This is a genomic window from Bacillus sp. FSL K6-2944 (assembly GCF_038005385.1).
Classification (GTDB): Bacteria; Bacillota; Bacilli; order Bacillales; family Bacillaceae_G; genus Bacillus_A; species Bacillus_A cereus.
On sequence record NZ_JBBOTE010000003.1, the window covers coordinates 386,543 to 403,930 of the forward strand.

Here is a 17,388-nt window from a genome sequence, read left to right on the forward strand (position 1 = left end):
TTTTCTATTCTATTTTTTAAAATATAAGAATGGGGAAAATAATAATGGAAAAGTCGTCATTTTTTTGTTTTACTAAGTAGAGACGAAATGAGTGTGGAGGCAAGCATGAAAATAAAAGAGATTATCGTTGTAGAAGGTAAAGATGATACAGTTACGATTAAGCGTGCTGTTGATGCGGATACAATTGAAACGAACGGTTCAGCAATCGGTGATCATGTTATTGAGCAAGTTAAATTAGCGCAGCAAAAAAGGGGCGTTATTATTTTCACAGATCCGGATTATCCTGGAGAGCGTATTCGAAAAATTATTTCTGACAAGGTTCCTGGCTGTAAGCATGCCTTTTTACCGAAGGAAGAAGCGCTTGCTAAAAGGAAAAAGGGTGTTGGGATCGAACACGCTTCTAATGAGTCGATTCGCCGCGCTCTAGAGAATATACATGAAGAAATGGAAGCTTACACAAGTGAAATTAGTTGGAGTGATTTAGTCGATGCAGGCTTAGTGGGCGGAGAAATGGCAAAGAGCCGCAGAGAAAGAATGGGTAAGCTATTAAAGATTGGTTATACAAATGCAAAACAGTTACATAAACGATTACAGATGTTTCAAGTTTCAAAGGAATCATTTGCAGAAGCTTATAAGCAAGTAATACAGGAGGAAAAAAAATGAAGGATATCGCAACGCCAAATCGTACAAAAGACATTGTTGAAAAGTATGGATTTTCATTCAAAAAAAGTTTAGGACAAAACTTTTTAATTGATACAAATGTATTAAATCGTATTGTCGATCATGCAGAAATTGGTTCAGAAAGTGGTGCAATTGAAATTGGACCAGGTATTGGTGCATTAACAGAGCAATTAGCAAAGCGTGCTAAAAAAGTAGTGGCTTTTGAAATTGATCAAAGACTATTACCAATTTTAGATGAGACGTTAGCGCCATATGGTAACGTTACAGTTATTAATAAAGACGTACTAAAAGCAGATGTACATGAAGTATTTAATGAGCAATTTGAAGAAGGGCAAGATGTAATGGTAGTAGCTAACTTACCATACTATATTACAACGCCAATTTTATTTAAATTGCTTGAAGAAAAGTTACCAGTTCGTGGATTTGTTGTTATGATGCAAAAAGAAGTTGGAGATCGTTTAGCTGCTAAACCTGGAACGAAAGAGTATGGTTCTTTATCGATTGCTATTCAGTATTATACAGAAGTTGAAACAGTTATGACTGTACCGCGTACAGTGTTTGTACCACAGCCAAATGTTGATTCTGCAATTATTCGCCTTCTAAAGCGTCCGAAACCGGTTGTAGAGGTGACAGATGAAACATTCTTCTTTGAAGTAGTACGAGCAAGTTTCGCACAGCGCCGTAAAACTTTGATGAATAATTTATCAAATAATTTAAATGGTTTCCCGAAAGATAAGGAATTATTGGATCGAATTTTAACAGAAGTAGGAATTGATCCAAAGCGAAGAGGCGAAACGCTATCTATTGAAGAGTTTGCAACATTAAGTAATGCATTAGTTCTTCATAAATTATCATAAGAATATGAAAGGGACAGTTCAAGTTGAACTGTCCCTTTTGTCACCTTTCTCTCTTTAAATTCATACTTTAAAAACAGGTAAGATGGCCTAATGAGTTTGGAGGTAGGAGAATGGTTTTACATGTTGGAGAATTAGTGGAACGATATTCTCATAAGAGGGATATTCTTTTTCGTATTATAGAAATAAAAGGCGAGATAGCTATATTGTTTGGAGAGGAAATTAGACTGGTGGCGGATGCGCCACTTGAAGATTTAATTAGTATAGATCAAAGAGAACATAAAAAAAGGGTGAAGCGTGAGAAAGAAACAATGGAGCGCACGTATCGTTTGTTTCAACAAGATTATGTACTGATGAAACAAAGGCATGAACATACTTCAACTGGTGGATACACAAGTGAGGTGAATTATTTTCAAATGCCGGGACGTGTATTGCATATAGATGGAGACCCTTTATATTTGCGCAAGTGCTTAGATTTATATAATAAAATTGGCGTTCCTGTTCAAGGTATTCATTGTAAAGAAACGGAGATGCATGAAAAAGTAGTAGACTTAATAGATCACTTTCGCCCAGACATTCTCGTTATTACAGGGCATGATGCATATACAAAATCAAAAGGAGTGAAGGGAGATTTAGCGGCATATAGGCATTCAAGACATTTTGTACAGGCTGTTCGTGAAGTGCGAAAAAAATATCCATCATTGGATCAACTTGTTATTTTTGCTGGGGCATGTCAATCACATTTTGAGGCACTAATTCGTGCAGGGGCCAATTTCGCTAGTTCACCATCTAGAATTAATATTCATGCACTAGATCCTGTATATGTAGTTGGTAAAATTAGTTTTACTTCATTTATGGAGAGAGTCAATGTATGGGATGTCGTACGTAATACAATTACTGGTGAAAAGGGACTAGGTGGAATTGAAACGAGAGGGATTTTACGAACGGGATTACCTTTTCAACATTACGAAGAGTAAGCAGGATACATATGTATCTTGCTTTTTTGTATGGAAGGATTTAAATGAATTTGGATAAAAAGAGGTAAGAACGTGCAGACTACGTAATGATACTTTTACAATATAGTATTTCTTCTATCTATTCAAACGCAGGATGATATTAGCTGTGAATCGCGGTTAATAATTAGGATAGATATATCGTGCTTTAAGTGTTCAATCTAAATTACAGCGAGGTGTAGCGAAGTATATGTCAAAACGTTTAGATGAAATTAAAAGCGAATTAGATCACCATCTTGGACAGCGACTTATGTTAAAAGCAAATAGTGGAAGAAGAAAAACTGTGGAGCAATCAGGTGTACTAGCAGAAACATACCGTTCCGTTTTTGTTGTACAATTAGATCAACAAGAAGATGCGTTGCAACGTGTATCTTATAGTTATGCAGATGTTTTAACAGAGACAGTAGAGTTAACATTTTATGGAGACCCTCATAATGAGGTCATTTTATAATTTGTATATCATTACATATATTCCCATAAATGAAAAGCTATATTATTTTGCATACTAACTATACCGTAGCAAAATAAGGAGGGACTCTGCATTGAGTAGACGAAGAGGTGTCATGTCAAACCAATTTAAAGAAGAGCTAGCAAAAGAGCTTGGCTTTTATGATGTTGTTCAGAAAGAAGGATGGGGCGGAATTCGTGCGAAAGATGCTGGTAACATGGTGAAACGTGCTATAGAAATTGCAGAACAGCAATTAATGAAACGAAACCAGTAGTTGTAAGATACTTTCTATGCTACGGTAGCCGAGGAGACATTCCTCGGCTTTTTGTACTCTAAAAGGTGCCATCATTTTACATAAGTAGTTTCATTCTGAATGCTTTTCGTTATAATTAGGGAAGTGTCATCGTCTTACTATAAATTTATGGTAAAATAAACGATAAAAGATTGAGTACATAGAGTGGGTGAATAGATTGAAGCTACTAGTGAAAGCACCAGCAAAGATTAATCTGTCGTTAGATGTACTGGGAAAAAGACAAGACGGATATCATGAAGTGAAAATGATTATGACAACCATTGATTTAGCAGATCGTCTAGAACTAACGGAATTAGCAGAAGACCGTATTGAAATTTTATCCCATAATCGGTATGTCCCAGACGACCAACGAAATTTAGCTTATCAGGCAGCGAAATTATTAAAAGAGAAGTTTAATGTAAAAAAAGGTGTATCTATTACTATTGAAAAAACGATTCCAGTAGCAGCTGGATTAGCAGGTGGAAGTAGTGATGCAGCAGCGACATTACGTGGTCTTAATAAATTATGGAATTTAGGGCTTACAATTGATGAGTTAGCAGAGCTTGGCGCAGAAATTGGATCAGATGTATCGTTCTGTGTATACGGAGGCACAGCAATTGCCACTGGAAGAGGAGAGAAAATTGAGCATATAAAGACTCCGCCTTCTTGTTGGGTTATTTTAGCGAAACCACATATAGGTGTATCTACTGCTGATGTGTATGGAAATTTAAAGTTAAATCGAGTTACACATCCGAATGTAGATAAAATGGTTGATGTCATAAATTCTGGTGATTATAAAGGAATTTGTGATACTGTTGGTAACGTTTTAGAAGATGTAACATTTGGAATGCATCCTGAAGTTGCCCGTATTAAATCACAGATGAAGCGATTTGGAGCGGATGCTGTATTAATGAGTGGAAGTGGTCCAACTGTATTTGGACTTGTACACCATGATTCACGAATGCATCGCATTTATAACGGATTAAAAGGATTTTGTGAACAAGTCTATGCGGTACGTTTATTAGGAGAGCGAGAAACGCTTGAATAAAGACGTATAATACGTTATGATTTGTTTAGAATATTCGTGATTTGAGGTGAGAGTATGAAAATTAGAAGAAGTACAAGATTAGTCGATATGACTTATTACTTGCTACAAAACCCTCGTCAGCTAGTATCTCTCACTTTTTTTGCTGAAAGGTATCAATCGGCTAAGTCTTCCATTAGTGAAGATTTAGTTATTATTAAGCAAACGTTTGAACAACAAGGGGTCGGCACATTGCAAACGATACCAGGAGCAGCAGGAGGAGTGAAATATATACCGTATATAAGTGAAGAAGAGGCAGATCTAATTATTGATGAGCTTTGTGGCTTATTTGAAAACCCAGATCGTATTTTGCCTGGCGGTTACTTATACATGACAGATTTATTGAGTAATCCTCGCCATATTAATGGCGCAGGTCGTTTGTTTGCTTCTGTTTTTGCTAGGCAACCAATTGATGCAGTTATGACGGTGGCAACGAAGGGGATTCCACTTGCTTATGCAGTGGCAAATTACTTAGATGTACCAGTTGTAATTGCAAGGAAAGATAATAAGGTAACAGAAGGTCCGACTGTTAGTATTAACTATGTGTCGGGTTCTTCTAAACGAATTCAAACAATGACGTTAGCAAAACGCAGTCTTCCAGAAGGGTCGAATGTTTTAATTATTGATGACTTCATGAAAGCTGGCGGAACAATTCAAGGTATGATGAGTATGTTAGAAGAGTTCAAGGCTAATGTTGTTGGTATTGGTGTATTAGTAGAATCCACAGATATTGAAGAACGACTAATTAATAATTTTGTATCATTAATTCGTCTATCGGAAGTTGATGTGAAAGAAAAAACGATTCAAGTGGAAAAAGGGAATTATTCTCTTGCGCCATTTGATGAAGGGCTTGTAGAGGCGGAATAAAAGATAGAGCAGATAGCTCTATCTTTTTTTATTTTATTTATAGATTATAAAATAGATGGACAAACTGCCTTTCGTACACTATTTTTAAAGAGTAAAATAAATAATAAAAGGGTGAAAAGTATGAAAGTTGTTCAAACAAGCAAGGCACCACAAGCAATTGGACCTTATTCACAGGGGATTATTGTAAATAACATGTTCTATAGCTCAGGACAAATTCCATTGACGGCAAATGGGGAGCTTGTAACAGGAGATGTAACAGTACAAACAGAACAAGTATTTCAAAATTTACAAGCGGTATTAGAGGAAGCAGGTGCTTCATTTGATACAGTCGTAAAAACAACAGTATTTTTAAAGGACATGGATGATTTTAATGCTGTGAATGAAGTGTATAGCTCTTATTTCTCTACTCATAAACCAGCTCGATCTTGTGTGCAAGTAGCAAAATTACCGAAAGATGTTTCCGTTGAAATTGAAGTAATCGCCCTAGTTAAGTAACCTTTTGTAAGCGATAACCTCCACTAATCTCTATATTCAACTACTTTAAAAATTTTTATCTTAAAAATTTTTAAAAAATTAAAGGGAAAATAGAAAATTTGTGGAATTTATACAAATATATCGCTTATTTAGAAAAGGGTGGTGAACACAAGATGGAAGTGACTGACGTAAGATTACGCCGCGTAAACACAGAAGGCCGCATGAGAGCAATTGCCTCTATTACTCTAGACCATGAATTTGTTGTTCATGATATTCGTGTAATTGATGGTAATAATGGATTATTTGTAGCAATGCCAAGTAAACGTACTCCAGATGGAGAGTTCCGTGACATTGCACATCCAATTAATTCTGGTACACGCTCTAAAATTCAAGATGCGGTTTTAACAGAGTATCATCGTTTAGGCGAGTTAGAAGAGGTTGAGTTTGAAGAAGCGGGTGCTTCGTAAAATTCGAATGAAAAGGGCTTTTGACAAAAAGCCTTATAATTTTGTAGCAAACTCCTGTAAGCATTTACAGGGGTTTGTTTTTTTTTGCTTTATATTTGGAAACTGCATAATTTATTAACATAAAAAGAAGAAACTACTAATTTTTTCAAAATCATTTTAAATAGTATAGCTTATTTCTTAAAAAAGATACTAAAGAGTAAAACATCTTATAAGAATTATGGTAAAATTTAATAGTTAAAATGTGTTTCTTGAAATATATGATGATTTAGGATAATATCTTTAATGGATAAATAGGTTGCGATGGAGGGTCTATATGTCAAACAGATTTGCAGTGATTCTAGCTGCAGGTAAAGGCACACGTATGAAGTCTAAGCTATACAAAGTGCTGCATCCTGTATGTGGAAAACCTATGGTACAACACGTAGTCGATCAAGTATCTCAATTAGGATTGCAGAAACTTGTAACGGTTGTTGGACATGGTGCTGAAATGGTACAAGAACAGCTAGGGAACGTAAGTGAATTTGCATTACAAGCAGAACAACTTGGTACAGCACATGCTGTAGATCAAGCTGCAAGTGTACTTGCAAATGAAGAAGGAACAACTTTAGTTATTTGTGGTGATACGCCTCTAATAACTGCTGAAACAATGGAAGCATTACTTCAGCAACATAAAGAAGCAGGAGCAATGGCGACGGTGCTAACAGCATACATAGAAGAGCCTGCTGGATATGGCCGTATTGTTCGTAATGAGAATGGTCATGTTGAAAATATTGTTGAGCATAAAGATGCAAATGAGAAAGAATTAGCTATTAAAGAAATCAATACAGGTACGTATTGTTTTGATAATAAGGCTTTATTTGCTTCACTTTCTAAAGTTTCAAATGATAACGTGCAAGGTGAATATTACCTTCCAGATGTTATTGAGATTTTAAAAAATGAAGGTCATATCGTATCAGCTTATCAAACAGAGCAGTTCGACGAAACGTTAGGTGTTAACGACAGAGTCGCTCTATCGCAAGCGGAAATTATTATGAAAAACCGTATCAACCGAAAGAACATGGTAAACGGTGTTACAATTATTGATCCAAGTAACACTTATATTTCTGCTGATGCAGTTATCGGTAGTGATACAGTTCTTCATCCAGGAACAATTATTGAGGGGAACACTGTAATTGGCTCTGATTGTGAAATTGGACCGCATACAGTAATTCGCGATAGTGAAATTGGAGATCGTACGACAATTCGACAATCTACTGTACATGATAGTAAGCTTGGTACAGAAGTATCGGTTGGTCCATTTGCACATATTCGCCCAGATTCAGTTATTGGAGACGAAGTACGCGTTGGAAACTTCGTGGAAATCAAAAAAACTGTCTTTGGTAATAGAAGTAAAGCTTCACACTTGAGTTATATCGGGGATGCACAAGTTGGAGAAGACGTGAATCTTGGTTGTGGTTCAATTACGGTGAACTATGACGGTAAGAATAAATTCAAAACTGTGATTGGTAATGGGGTATTTATTGGATGTAATTCAAACCTTGTTGCTCCAGTAACAGTTGAAGATGGTGCTTATGTGGCAGCAGGCTCTACAATTACAGAGAATGTTCCATCAAAAGCATTATCGGTAGCACGTGCACGTCAAGTTAACAAAGAAGACTATGTTGATCAATTGCTGAATAAGAAAAAATCATAATGTGGAGGGTTAATCTAGATGTCGACTCAATATCTAAATTCTAATTTGAAAGTATTCTCTTTAAACTCTAATAAGGAACTTGCTGAGCAGATTGCAAAGCATATTGGAGTAGGGCTAGGAAAATGTTCTGTTGATCGTTTTAGTGATGGAGAAGTTCAAATTAACATTGAAGAAAGTATCCGTGGTTGCGATGTATTCATTATTCAATCTACAAGCTTCCCAGTAAACGAACATATCATGGAATTACTTATTATGATTGATGCATTAAAACGTGCATCTGCGAAAACAATTAATATTGTTATTCCTTACTATGGTTATGCGCGTCAAGACCGTAAAGCGCGTTCTCGTGAACCAATTACATCGAAACTTGTAGCAAACTTGCTTGAAACAGCAGGTGCAACTCGTGTAATCACTCTAGATTTACATGCTCCACAAATTCAAGGGTTTTTTGATATCCCAATCGACCACTTAATGGGTGTACCGATTCTTTCAGATTACTTTGAAACAAAAGGTCTTAAAGATATCGTAATCGTGTCTCCTGACCATGGTGGTGTAACTCGTGCAAGAAAAATGGCAGATCGTCTAAAAGCGCCAATCGCTATTATTGATAAGCGTCGTCCTCGCCCGAACGTATCAGAGGTAATGAACATTATCGGTAATATTGAAGGTAAAACAGCGATTTTAATTGATGACATCATTGATACAGCTGGTACAATTACATTAGCAGCAAACGCTCTTGTTGAGAACGGTGCTTCTGAAGTATATGCTTGCTGTACACACCCAGTATTATCTGGTCCAGCAATTGAGCGTATTCAAAATTCAAATATTAAAGAGTTAGTTGTAACGAACTCTATCGTATTACCAGAAGAGAAGAAAATCGACAAAGTACATGAACTTTCAGTTGCTCCATTAATCGGAGAAGCAATCATTCGTGTATACGAAGAAGAATCTGTGAGTGTATTATTCAATTAATTGGATAGAATGAGACGTAACCAAAATTGGTTACGTCTTTTCGTATCGAAAAAAGAAAGTAGTGGTACAAGAATGAAATTGATAGTAGGACTTGGGAACCCAGGTAGAGAATATGAATTAACAAGGCATAATATTGGATTTATGGCCATTGATGAACTTGCGAAGCGTTGGAACATTTCTTTGAATGAACAAAAATTTAAAGGTGTATTTGGTGCAGGGTTTGTTAATGGAGAAAAGGTAATCTTATTAAAGCCGCTAACATACATGAACTTATCTGGGGAAAGTATTCGTCCACTCATGGATTATTATAAAATTGATGTTGAGGACTTCGTTGTTATGTACGACGATTTGGACATTCCTGTAGGTAAATTGCGTCTTCGCATGAAAGGTAGTGCTGGTGGACATAATGGTGTAAAGTCAACGATTTCGCACCTAGGAACACAAGAATTTCAACGTATCCGTATGGGAATCGATCGCCCGAAAAATGGAATGAAGGTAGTCGATTATGTATTAGGACGCTTTACATCTGAAGAGATTCCGGATGTTAACCATTCTATTGAAAAAGCAGCGGATGCATGTGAAGAGTGGCTAAATAAGCCTTTTCTCCAAATCATGAATACTTTCAATAGTTAAAAATGAGATTGGGAATATTTCTCTTTTGTTTTACCCATACTAGTAGTAATTGAATTTTTAGGAGGCTAGTATGGAAGGGTATTATTATTGCAGACACTGCGGAGGTAATGTAGGCTCCATTAACGCAGAAAAAGTATATAGCGACGTTTTATTTCAACTAACAGAGCAAGAAGTAGTAGAAATGATTCATTTTCATGAGAATGGAAATATATATATAAAAACGATTTGTGAATCGTGTCAAGAAACGCTCGCATCTTATCCTGAGTATTATGAGTATGAAAAATTTCTGCAATAAAATGTTGTCGCTTTGGCATGTCCAAAGCATTTTTCTGTTTTCCTTTTCCAAAATATTTGCATAAAATAGAATGACTTGCTCTTTATGTTGAGAGGAGTTTTAAAAATGATAGGTTTATTAGAGCAATTTTATAAAAATGAAGAGATACAATCGGTTATTAATGGATTAGAAGATGGGTTAAAAGAACAACTTATATCAGGGATGGCAACGTCTTCTCGTTCGTTATTAATGGCGGCTTTATATAAAAAAACAAAAAAATCACAATTAATCGTGACACATAACTTATACCAAGCACAAAAAGTACATGAAGATTTAGTGGCATTACTTGGTGAAAAAGATGTGTGGCTATATCCAGTGAATGAACTGATAGCATCGGAAATTGGGGTTGCAAGTCCAGAATTGAAGGCGCAACGTATAGAAGTGTTAAATCGCTTGGCTGCGGGAGAGAATGGAATCATTGTAGCGCCAGTGGCAGGATTGCGTAGATTTTTACCAATAAAAGAATTGTGGAAGCAAAAGCAAGTTGAAATCAATCTAGGGCAAGAGATTGATTTAGATGCGCTCTTGCATACTTTACATCATATTGGCTATGAACGTAAGTCGATGGTAGAAGCTCCAGGGGAGTTCAGTTTGCGTGGGGGAATATTAGATATTTATCCTTTAACTGAAGAACTACCATTTCGTATTGAATTCTTTGATACAGAAGTCGATTCTATTCGATTATTTGATGTGGATGAACAGCGTTCTCAAGGTAAAAAAGAAAGCGTTAGGTTTGGTCCGGCAACAGAGTTTTTATTTTCACAGGAAGAATTAAAATCAGGAATTCAGCATCTTGAAGAAGGTTTAACTAAGACGATGCAAAAACTTTCTGATGATAAACTAAAGACTACAGTGCTTGAGACGGTAAGTCATGAAATTGAGATGTTGAAAAACGGGCAAAGTATAGAACAGATGTTTAAATACTTATCTATTTTCTATAAAGAACCTGCTAGTCTGATAGATTATTTACCAGAAGACGGTGTTGTAATTTTAGACGAGATTTCCCGTATTCAAGAAACAGCATCGCATCTTGAAACAGAAGAGGCGGAATGGTATATATCACTTCTTGGTGAAGGAACAATTATTCAAGATTTATCTTTCTCTCACCCATTCGAGGGGTTTCTTCATCATAAAAAAAGAAGTTTTGTATATTTAACGTTATTCTTGCGTCATATCGCACACACACATCCGCAAAATATTGTTAATGTAACATGTAAAACAATGCAAGATTTCCATGGACAGATGAATTTGTTAAAAACAGAAATTGATAGATGGAATGAAGGGCATTTTACGACTGTTGTACTTGGAACAGATGATGAACGTGTGAAAAAATTACAACATATTTTAAGTGATTATGATATTGAGGCAGATATTGTAGAAGGTACAGATATCTTATTGCCTGGAAGGTTACAAATTGCTGTAGGTGATTTACATGCAGGATTTGAAATGCCGATGCAAAAGCTTGTTGTCATTACTGAAAAGGAGCTTTTTCATAAGAAAGTTAAAAAATCACAACGTAAACAAAAGTTATCGAATGCTGAACGTATTAAAAGTTATTCGGAATTAAAAGTTGGAGATTATGTAGTTCACGTAAATCATGGTATAGGTAAATTTTTAGGTATTGAGACATTAGAGATTAATGGTGTTCACAAAGATTATTTAAATATTAAATATCAAGGTAATGATAAGCTATACGTTCCAATTGAACAAATTGATCAAGTCCAAAAATATGTAGGATCTGAAGGTAAGGATCCGAAAGTTTATAAATTAGGCGGTAATGATTGGAAAAAGGTTAAAACGAAAGTTGAAAAATCTGTACAAGACATTGCGGATGACCTAATTAAACTATATGCTGAGCGCGAAGCTTCAAAAGGCTATGCATATACGCCAGATACGGCAGAACAACAAGAGTTCGAATCCTCTTTCCCATATCAAGAGACAGAGGATCAGTTACGTTCTATTGACGAGATTAAAAAAGATATGGAACGCGGACGCCCGATGGATAGGCTCCTTTGTGGTGACGTAGGGTATGGAAAGACTGAAGTGGCTATTCGTGCGGCATTTAAAGCAATTATGGATGAAAAACAAGTTGCAATTTTAGTACCGACAACGATTCTTGCGCAGCAACACTATGAAACAATTCGAGAGCGTTTTCAAGATTATCCGATCAATATAGGCTTATTAAGTAGATTCCGTACGAGAAAACAACAAAATGAAACAATTAAGGGCTTAAAGGATGGAACAGTAGATATCGTAATCGGAACACATCGTATTTTATCTAAAGATGTTACGTATAAAGATTTAGGGCTTCTTATTATTGATGAAGAACAAAGATTTGGTGTAACACATAAAGAAAAAATTAAACAATTGAAGGCAAATGTTGACGTATTAACATTAACGGCAACTCCGATTCCGCGGACGCTTCATATGTCTATGCTTGGTGTGCGCGACTTATCTGTTATTGAGACACCACCAGAAAATCGTTTCCCAGTCCAAACGTATGTAGTCGAGTATAATCCAGCGTTAATGCGAGAGGCAATAGAGCGAGAGCTTGCAAGAGGTGGTCAAGTTTACTTCCTATATAACCGTGTAGAGGATATTGAAAGAAAAGCAGATGAAATTTCGATGTTAGTTCCAGATGCCCGCGTAACGTACGCACATGGGAAAATGAACGAAAGCGAATTAGAGTCTGTTATGCTATCATTTTTAGAAGGACAGCATGATGTTCTTGTAAGTACAACAATTATTGAGACGGGTGTAGATATTCCGAATGTAAATACGTTAATTGTATTTGATGCAGATCGTATGGGATTATCACAGTTGTATCAGCTTCGTGGGCGTGTTGGACGTTCTAATCGTGTTGCGTATGCATACTTTGCATATAAACGTGACAAAGTGCTGTCAGAGGTTGCAGAGAAGCGTCTACAAGCAATTAAAGAGTTCACGGAACTTGGATCTGGTTTCAAAATTGCGATGAGAGATTTATCTATTCGTGGAGCAGGTAATTTGTTAGGGGCAGAACAGCATGGATTTATTGATTCTGTCGGATTTGATCTATATTCGCAAATGTTAAAAGATGCAATTGAACAGCGTAGAGGAACAGATGGGGCTGAAAATATAGTTAATGTTGAAATTGACTTAGAGGTAGATGCATATTTACCAGATGCTTATATTTCAGATAGTAAGCAAAAAATTATGATGTATAAACAATTTAGAGGTGTTTCTGCAATTGAGGATATTGAAGAATTGCAGGAAGAAATGATCGATAGATTTGGCGATTATCCACAAGAAGTTGGTTATTTATTACAAATTGCAAATATTAAAGTGTTGGCAATGAAAGAACAAATTGAATTAATTAAGCAGAATAAATTTGAAGTAACATTCCTGTTTTCTGAACAAGCAAGTCAAAATATTGATGGTGGAAAATTATTCATGCTCGGAAATAGTTTTGGACGTATGATCGGTTTAGGAATGGAAGGATCACAATTGAAAATTGTTATGAAAACAAATGGCTTAGAGACATCGAAGTGGTTAACAATTGCTGAAAATTTATTAAAAGGCTTACCAGATGTAAAAAAAGAAGTAATAAATGCCTAAAATAAGATAAAAAAATACAATTCGACGTGCATAGAAGAACTAATGTGTAAAATACTATGTCTAACAGTTGGTGATTTTTACATGAACAGGTAAATTCACCACTTTGATCATCAGTAGAAAGTGAGGCAGCATTAGAATGAAAGCAACTGGAATCGTACGTCGAATTGATGATTTAGGCAGGGTAGTAATCCCGAAGGAAATTCGTAGAACTTTACGTATTCGAGAAGGAGACCCACTAGAAATATTTGTTGATCGCGATGGAGAGGTAATTTTAAAGAAATATTCTCCAATTAGTGAGCTAGGTGATTTTGCAAAAGAATATGCTGACGCTTTATATGACAGCTTAGGACATAATGTGCTTGTGTGTGATCGAGATTCTATCATCGCAGTATCAGGCGTATCGAAAAAAGAATACTTAAATAAAAGTGTTGGCGATCTAATTGAAAAAACGATGGAAGAACGAAAGTCTGTTATTATGACGGATGAAAGTGATATTTCCATTATTGATGGTGTAACAGAAAAGGTTCATTCTTATACAGTTGGACCGATTGTTGCAAACGGAGATCCGATTGGAGCCGTCATTATTTTTTCAAAAGAAGCCATTATAAGCGAGATCGAGCATAAAGCGGTTAATACTGCTGCCAGTTTCTTAGCGAAACAAATGGAACAGTAAGGGTATATTGATTTTAGAAGTAGCAATCTTTCCTAATTATGATCTTTCTTTTTGAGAAATCAATTATTTGGAGATATATGTATATTGAATGAAGGTAGCACTTTGCTACCTTTTTTCGTTGAATATTTTTAACATTTAGGAACTCATTATTACCCGTGTTGGTAAGGGAGTTTGTTCTTTTCTTTATGATATAATACGAGAGGTGAGAATAGAAAAAGGAGTTTTCTTGTATGGAAGCGAAGAAGTATCAAGCCTTTTGGCGTGGGGCTATTATATTAACGATTGCAAGTTTCGTTACAAAAGTATTAAGCGCTTTTTACCGTATTCCATATCAAAATATAGCGGGGGATATTGGGTTTTATATTTACCAACAAATTTACCCGTTTTATGGATTTTGTTTAATTTTAGCTACTTATGGATTTCCTGTTATCATTTCGAAAATGGTTGCAGAACGACTAGAGCGGGGAAAACAAAAAGAAGCAGAAGAAATTATTTGTGTATCTTTTTGGTTCTTATTAGGGATTGGTTTTATAGGCTTCTTTACACTGTTTTTTGGGGCCGAAACAATTGCGGTAGCTATGGGCGATATACACTTAGATAAGTTACTACGTGTTATTTCATTTTCATTCTTATTGATGCCATTTTTGTCTGTAGCAAGAGGGTATTTTCAAGGATTCAATAATATGATGCCAACGGCTGTTTCGCAAGTAATAGAACAAACAATTCGAGTTTCTATTATTGTATTTTTATCGCTATTCCTAATTGCTCACGGATTTGATTTATATACAGTTGGTGCAGGGGCTATGTTAGGCTCAATTGCGGGTGGACTTATTGGGATTATTGTACTTATATTGTATATGCGTCAAGATTTTCGTTCTATATTCTTCAAAAGTGCAGCGAGAATTAAGGGTAAAAGGAAGATAGTTAAAATCCTTTTTTGGCAGGGGTTAGCGATTTGTGTTAGTAATTTAGTGCTTATTTTTATACAGATGGCTGATTCAGTGTCCTTTTACAGCTTACTTATTGGTGCGGGAGAACAGGTTGAAAATGCAAAGGTATTAAAGGGTGTTTATGATAGAAGTATTCCGCTAATGCAATTAGGTGCTGTTGTGACGACTTCTTTCTCGTTGTCACTTATTCCGATTATTACAGCGGCGAAGGAAAGAGGAGATCTTTCCTTTATTCAAGAAAAGGTAAAGTTAGCAATGAAAATAACATTTGTTATTGGACTTGCAGCAGCTATTGGACTAACTTGTATTATTCAACCTACCAATATTATGTTGTTTGAAAACAGTGATGGATCAGATGTTTTATCTATTTTATCGTTATCTATTTTATTTAGTTCATTGTCAATTACGACAGCTTCTATTTTACAAGGATTAGGGCAAACGTTTAAGCCAGCGTTATTTGTTGTATTTGGAGGTTGCTTAAAGTTAGCGTTAAATTATATATTCATGCCTTATTTTGGTGTGAAAGGTGCAGCTTTTGCGACTTTATGTGCGTTAATTATAATCTCTGGATTAAATAGTTTGTTGCTTACGAGAGCTGTATCAGGGTCACTTATCAATAAGCGAAATATGTTAGGGATAGTAATTAGTGGTATCTGTATGGGGTTTATATTAATGATGTTCACACGTGTGTTACAGATGTCTGGATTAGTAATTAATACGGAACATAGAGGAAGCGCGACGCTTGAAGCGTTGTTAGGTGTAGCCATCGGCGGATTGACATATATGTTTTTTATTTTGAAATTACGTGTATTTACAAAAAAAGAATTAGGAACCGTTATGAAACAAGAGAAAAAAGAAGGTTCATTGAAGAAGAGTGGATAGAGGTGACTGGTTGTGAGTGGAATCATTACTATTTTAGGTTTAGGAGCTGGTGAATTAGATCAGCTAACGATGGGTGTATATCGAAAAATAAAAGAAGCAGACCATCTGTTTGTTAGAACGAAGGAACATCCAGTTATAGAAGAATTGGAGAAAGAAGGCGTACAATATACGTCTTTTGATGCTGTATATGAAGCGCATGATACGTTTGAAATTGTATATGAAACAATTGCGAATAAATTGCTAGAACAAGCTGAAGGTACAGAAATTATCTATGCTGTTCCCGGGCATCCACTTGTAGCAGAAAGAACAGTTCAGCTACTGTTAGAAAAAGGAGAAGTTTCAAATGTTGAAGTGCGAATTGAGGGTGGACAAAGTTTCCTTGATCCTATGTTTGCAAGTCTAAAGATTGATCCGATTGAAGGATTCCAATTACTTGATGCTACATCATTTGAAAGAGGGCAATTAGAACTGCGTCAACATTTAATCTTTTGCCAAGTATATGATGCATTCGTTGCATCTGATGTGAAATTAACATTAATGGAGATGTTACCAGATGATTATGAAGTGTATATCGTAACAGCTGCAGGAACTTCATTTGAACAAGTAAAGAAGGTACCGTTGTACATGTTAGATCATGAAACGGAATTGAATAATTTAACGAGTGTGTACGTGCCGCCAGTTCAGGAGCGTGCGTCCTTGTATCAACAGTTTGATGTTCTTAGAGAAATTATTGCGGAACTTCGTGGTCCAAATGGTTGTCCGTGGGATAAAAAGCAAACACATCAATCATTAAAGAAATATTTAATTGAGGAAGCTTATGAAGTGTTGGAAGCAATCGATGAAGAGGATGATGATCACTTAGTAGAAGAATTAGGTGATATATTATTACAAGTTATGCTTCATGCTCAAATCGGAGAAGATGAAGGTTGGTTCTCTATAGATGATATCATTCGAACTCTATCTGAGAAAATGGTTCGTCGCCATCCGCATGTGTTTGGAAATACGGATGTAAACAGCGCTGATGAAGTGATTGCAAATTGGGAAGAAATTAAAAAACAAGAAAAAGGATTCGTGAAAGAATCTGTTTTAAATGGCGTTCCAAAAAGTTTGCCGCAGTTACTACGCGCCTATGAAATTCAGAAGAAAGCTGGTAAGGTTGGATTTGATTGGGTTGATGTGCAACCGATGATAGAGAAAGCTTTGGAAGAATGGCAAGAGTTCCAACAAGAGGTTACAAATATGGATGAGGAAAAGATGCTGGGTGAGTTTGGTGATTTACTATTTGCATTTGTTAATATAGCTCGTCATTACAAAATAGATCCAGAAGAGGCGTTACGTTCAACTAATGAGAAATTTACTGGTCGTTTTTTATACATGGAGGCAAAAGTAGCTGAAATGAATAAAGAGATGAAAGATTTATCATTAGAACAGTTAGATGTTTTATGGGAAGAAGCGAAACAAACAGAGCGTTAAT

The 17,388-nt window shown here is 35.9% G+C and carries 17 protein-coding genes; all 17 read left to right on the forward strand.

Features of this window, described 5'->3' with window-relative positions; translation table 11 throughout:
• Positions 1 to 105: 105 nt before the first annotated feature.
• The 17 genes from rnmV (at position 106) to mazG (ending at position 17,387) form a co-directional block, all read left to right on the forward strand.
• Positions 106 to 663: a ribonuclease M5 gene (gene rnmV / locus MHH55_RS28425; protein WP_000692843.1), complete on the forward strand. Its 558-nt coding sequence runs from the start codon at positions 106 to 108 to the stop codon at positions 661 to 663.
• A complete protein-coding gene (gene rsmA / locus MHH55_RS28430) occupies positions 660 to 1,538 on the forward strand; it encodes a 16S rRNA (adenine(1518)-N(6)/adenine(1519)-N(6))-dimethyltransferase RsmA (RefSeq protein ID WP_000651548.1) in 879 nt (292 codons plus the stop codon). The genes rnmV and rsmA overlap by 4 nt, the downstream gene beginning before the upstream one ends.
• A gap of 110 nt (positions 1,539 to 1,648) precedes the next feature.
• Positions 1,649 to 2,512 carry a sporulation peptidase YabG gene (gene yabG / locus MHH55_RS28435; protein ID WP_000242868.1) on the forward strand — a complete coding sequence of 288 codons (864 nt, stop codon included), beginning with the start codon at positions 1,649 to 1,651 and terminating at the stop codon, positions 2,510 to 2,512.
• Positions 2,513 to 2,738: 226 nt separating this feature from the next.
• Entirely contained in the window at positions 2,739 to 2,999 is a 261-nt protein-coding gene (gene veg / locus MHH55_RS28440) for a biofilm formation stimulator Veg (RefSeq protein WP_000044347.1), read from the forward strand.
• Between the two features lie 91 nt (positions 3,000 to 3,090).
• The gene (gene sspF, locus MHH55_RS28445) at positions 3,091 to 3,270 is read left to right on the forward strand and encodes an acid-soluble spore protein SspF (RefSeq protein WP_002094215.1); all 180 of its coding nucleotides are present in this window, start codon (positions 3,091 to 3,093) and stop codon (positions 3,268 to 3,270) included.
• A gap of 196 nt (positions 3,271 to 3,466) precedes the next feature.
• Positions 3,467 to 4,336 (forward strand): 4-(cytidine 5'-diphospho)-2-C-methyl-D-erythritol kinase, encoded by an 870-nt coding sequence (ispE, locus tag MHH55_RS28450; RefSeq protein WP_000772104.1) that lies wholly within the window; start codon positions 3,467 to 3,469, stop codon positions 4,334 to 4,336.
• 54 nt (positions 4,337 to 4,390) lie between these two features.
• Positions 4,391 to 5,239 carry a pur operon repressor gene (gene purR, locus MHH55_RS28455; RefSeq protein WP_000702466.1) on the forward strand — a complete coding sequence of 283 codons (849 nt, stop codon included), beginning with the start codon at positions 4,391 to 4,393 and terminating at the stop codon, positions 5,237 to 5,239.
• Between the two features lie 120 nt (positions 5,240 to 5,359).
• A complete protein-coding gene (locus tag MHH55_RS28460) occupies positions 5,360 to 5,734 on the forward strand; it encodes a RidA family protein (protein ID WP_000869815.1) in 375 nt (124 codons plus the stop codon).
• 152 nt (positions 5,735 to 5,886) lie between these two features.
• Positions 5,887 to 6,180, forward strand: a complete 294-nt coding sequence (gene spoVG, locus MHH55_RS28465) for a septation regulator SpoVG (protein WP_000454041.1) — start codon at positions 5,887 to 5,889, stop codon at positions 6,178 to 6,180.
• A 313-nt stretch (positions 6,181 to 6,493) separates the two neighbouring features.
• A complete protein-coding gene (gene glmU / locus MHH55_RS28470; protein ID WP_078186630.1) occupies positions 6,494 to 7,873 on the forward strand; it encodes a bifunctional UDP-N-acetylglucosamine diphosphorylase/glucosamine-1-phosphate N-acetyltransferase GlmU in 1,380 nt (459 codons plus the stop codon).
• A gap of 18 nt (positions 7,874 to 7,891) precedes the next feature.
• Positions 7,892 to 8,845 (forward strand): ribose-phosphate diphosphokinase, encoded by a 954-nt coding sequence (locus MHH55_RS28475; protein ID WP_000107420.1) that lies wholly within the window; start codon positions 7,892 to 7,894, stop codon positions 8,843 to 8,845.
• A 72-nt stretch (positions 8,846 to 8,917) separates the two neighbouring features.
• Entirely contained in the window at positions 8,918 to 9,478 is a 561-nt protein-coding gene (gene pth, locus MHH55_RS28480) for an aminoacyl-tRNA hydrolase (protein WP_000767702.1), read from the forward strand.
• Positions 9,479 to 9,548: 70 nt separating this feature from the next.
• The gene (locus tag MHH55_RS28485) at positions 9,549 to 9,773 is read left to right on the forward strand and encodes an anti-sigma-F factor Fin family protein (protein WP_000399438.1); all 225 of its coding nucleotides are present in this window, start codon (positions 9,549 to 9,551) and stop codon (positions 9,771 to 9,773) included.
• Positions 9,774 to 9,878: 105 nt separating this feature from the next.
• Complete coding sequence (gene mfd / locus MHH55_RS28490) at positions 9,879 to 13,409, forward strand: transcription-repair coupling factor (RefSeq protein WP_000579688.1); 3,531 nt, start codon at positions 9,879 to 9,881, stop codon at positions 13,407 to 13,409.
• 136 nt (positions 13,410 to 13,545) lie between these two features.
• Complete coding sequence (gene spoVT, locus MHH55_RS28495; protein WP_000648302.1) at positions 13,546 to 14,082, forward strand: stage V sporulation protein T; 537 nt, start codon at positions 13,546 to 13,548, stop codon at positions 14,080 to 14,082.
• Positions 14,083 to 14,312: 230 nt separating this feature from the next.
• Positions 14,313 to 15,914: a putative polysaccharide biosynthesis protein gene (locus MHH55_RS28500; RefSeq protein WP_078186631.1), complete on the forward strand. Its 1,602-nt coding sequence runs from the start codon at positions 14,313 to 14,315 to the stop codon at positions 15,912 to 15,914.
• Positions 15,915 to 15,926: 12 nt separating this feature from the next.
• A complete protein-coding gene (mazG, locus tag MHH55_RS28505) occupies positions 15,927 to 17,387 on the forward strand; it encodes a nucleoside triphosphate pyrophosphohydrolase (RefSeq protein WP_000014239.1) in 1,461 nt (486 codons plus the stop codon).
• Position 17,388: the final 1 nt, after the last annotated feature.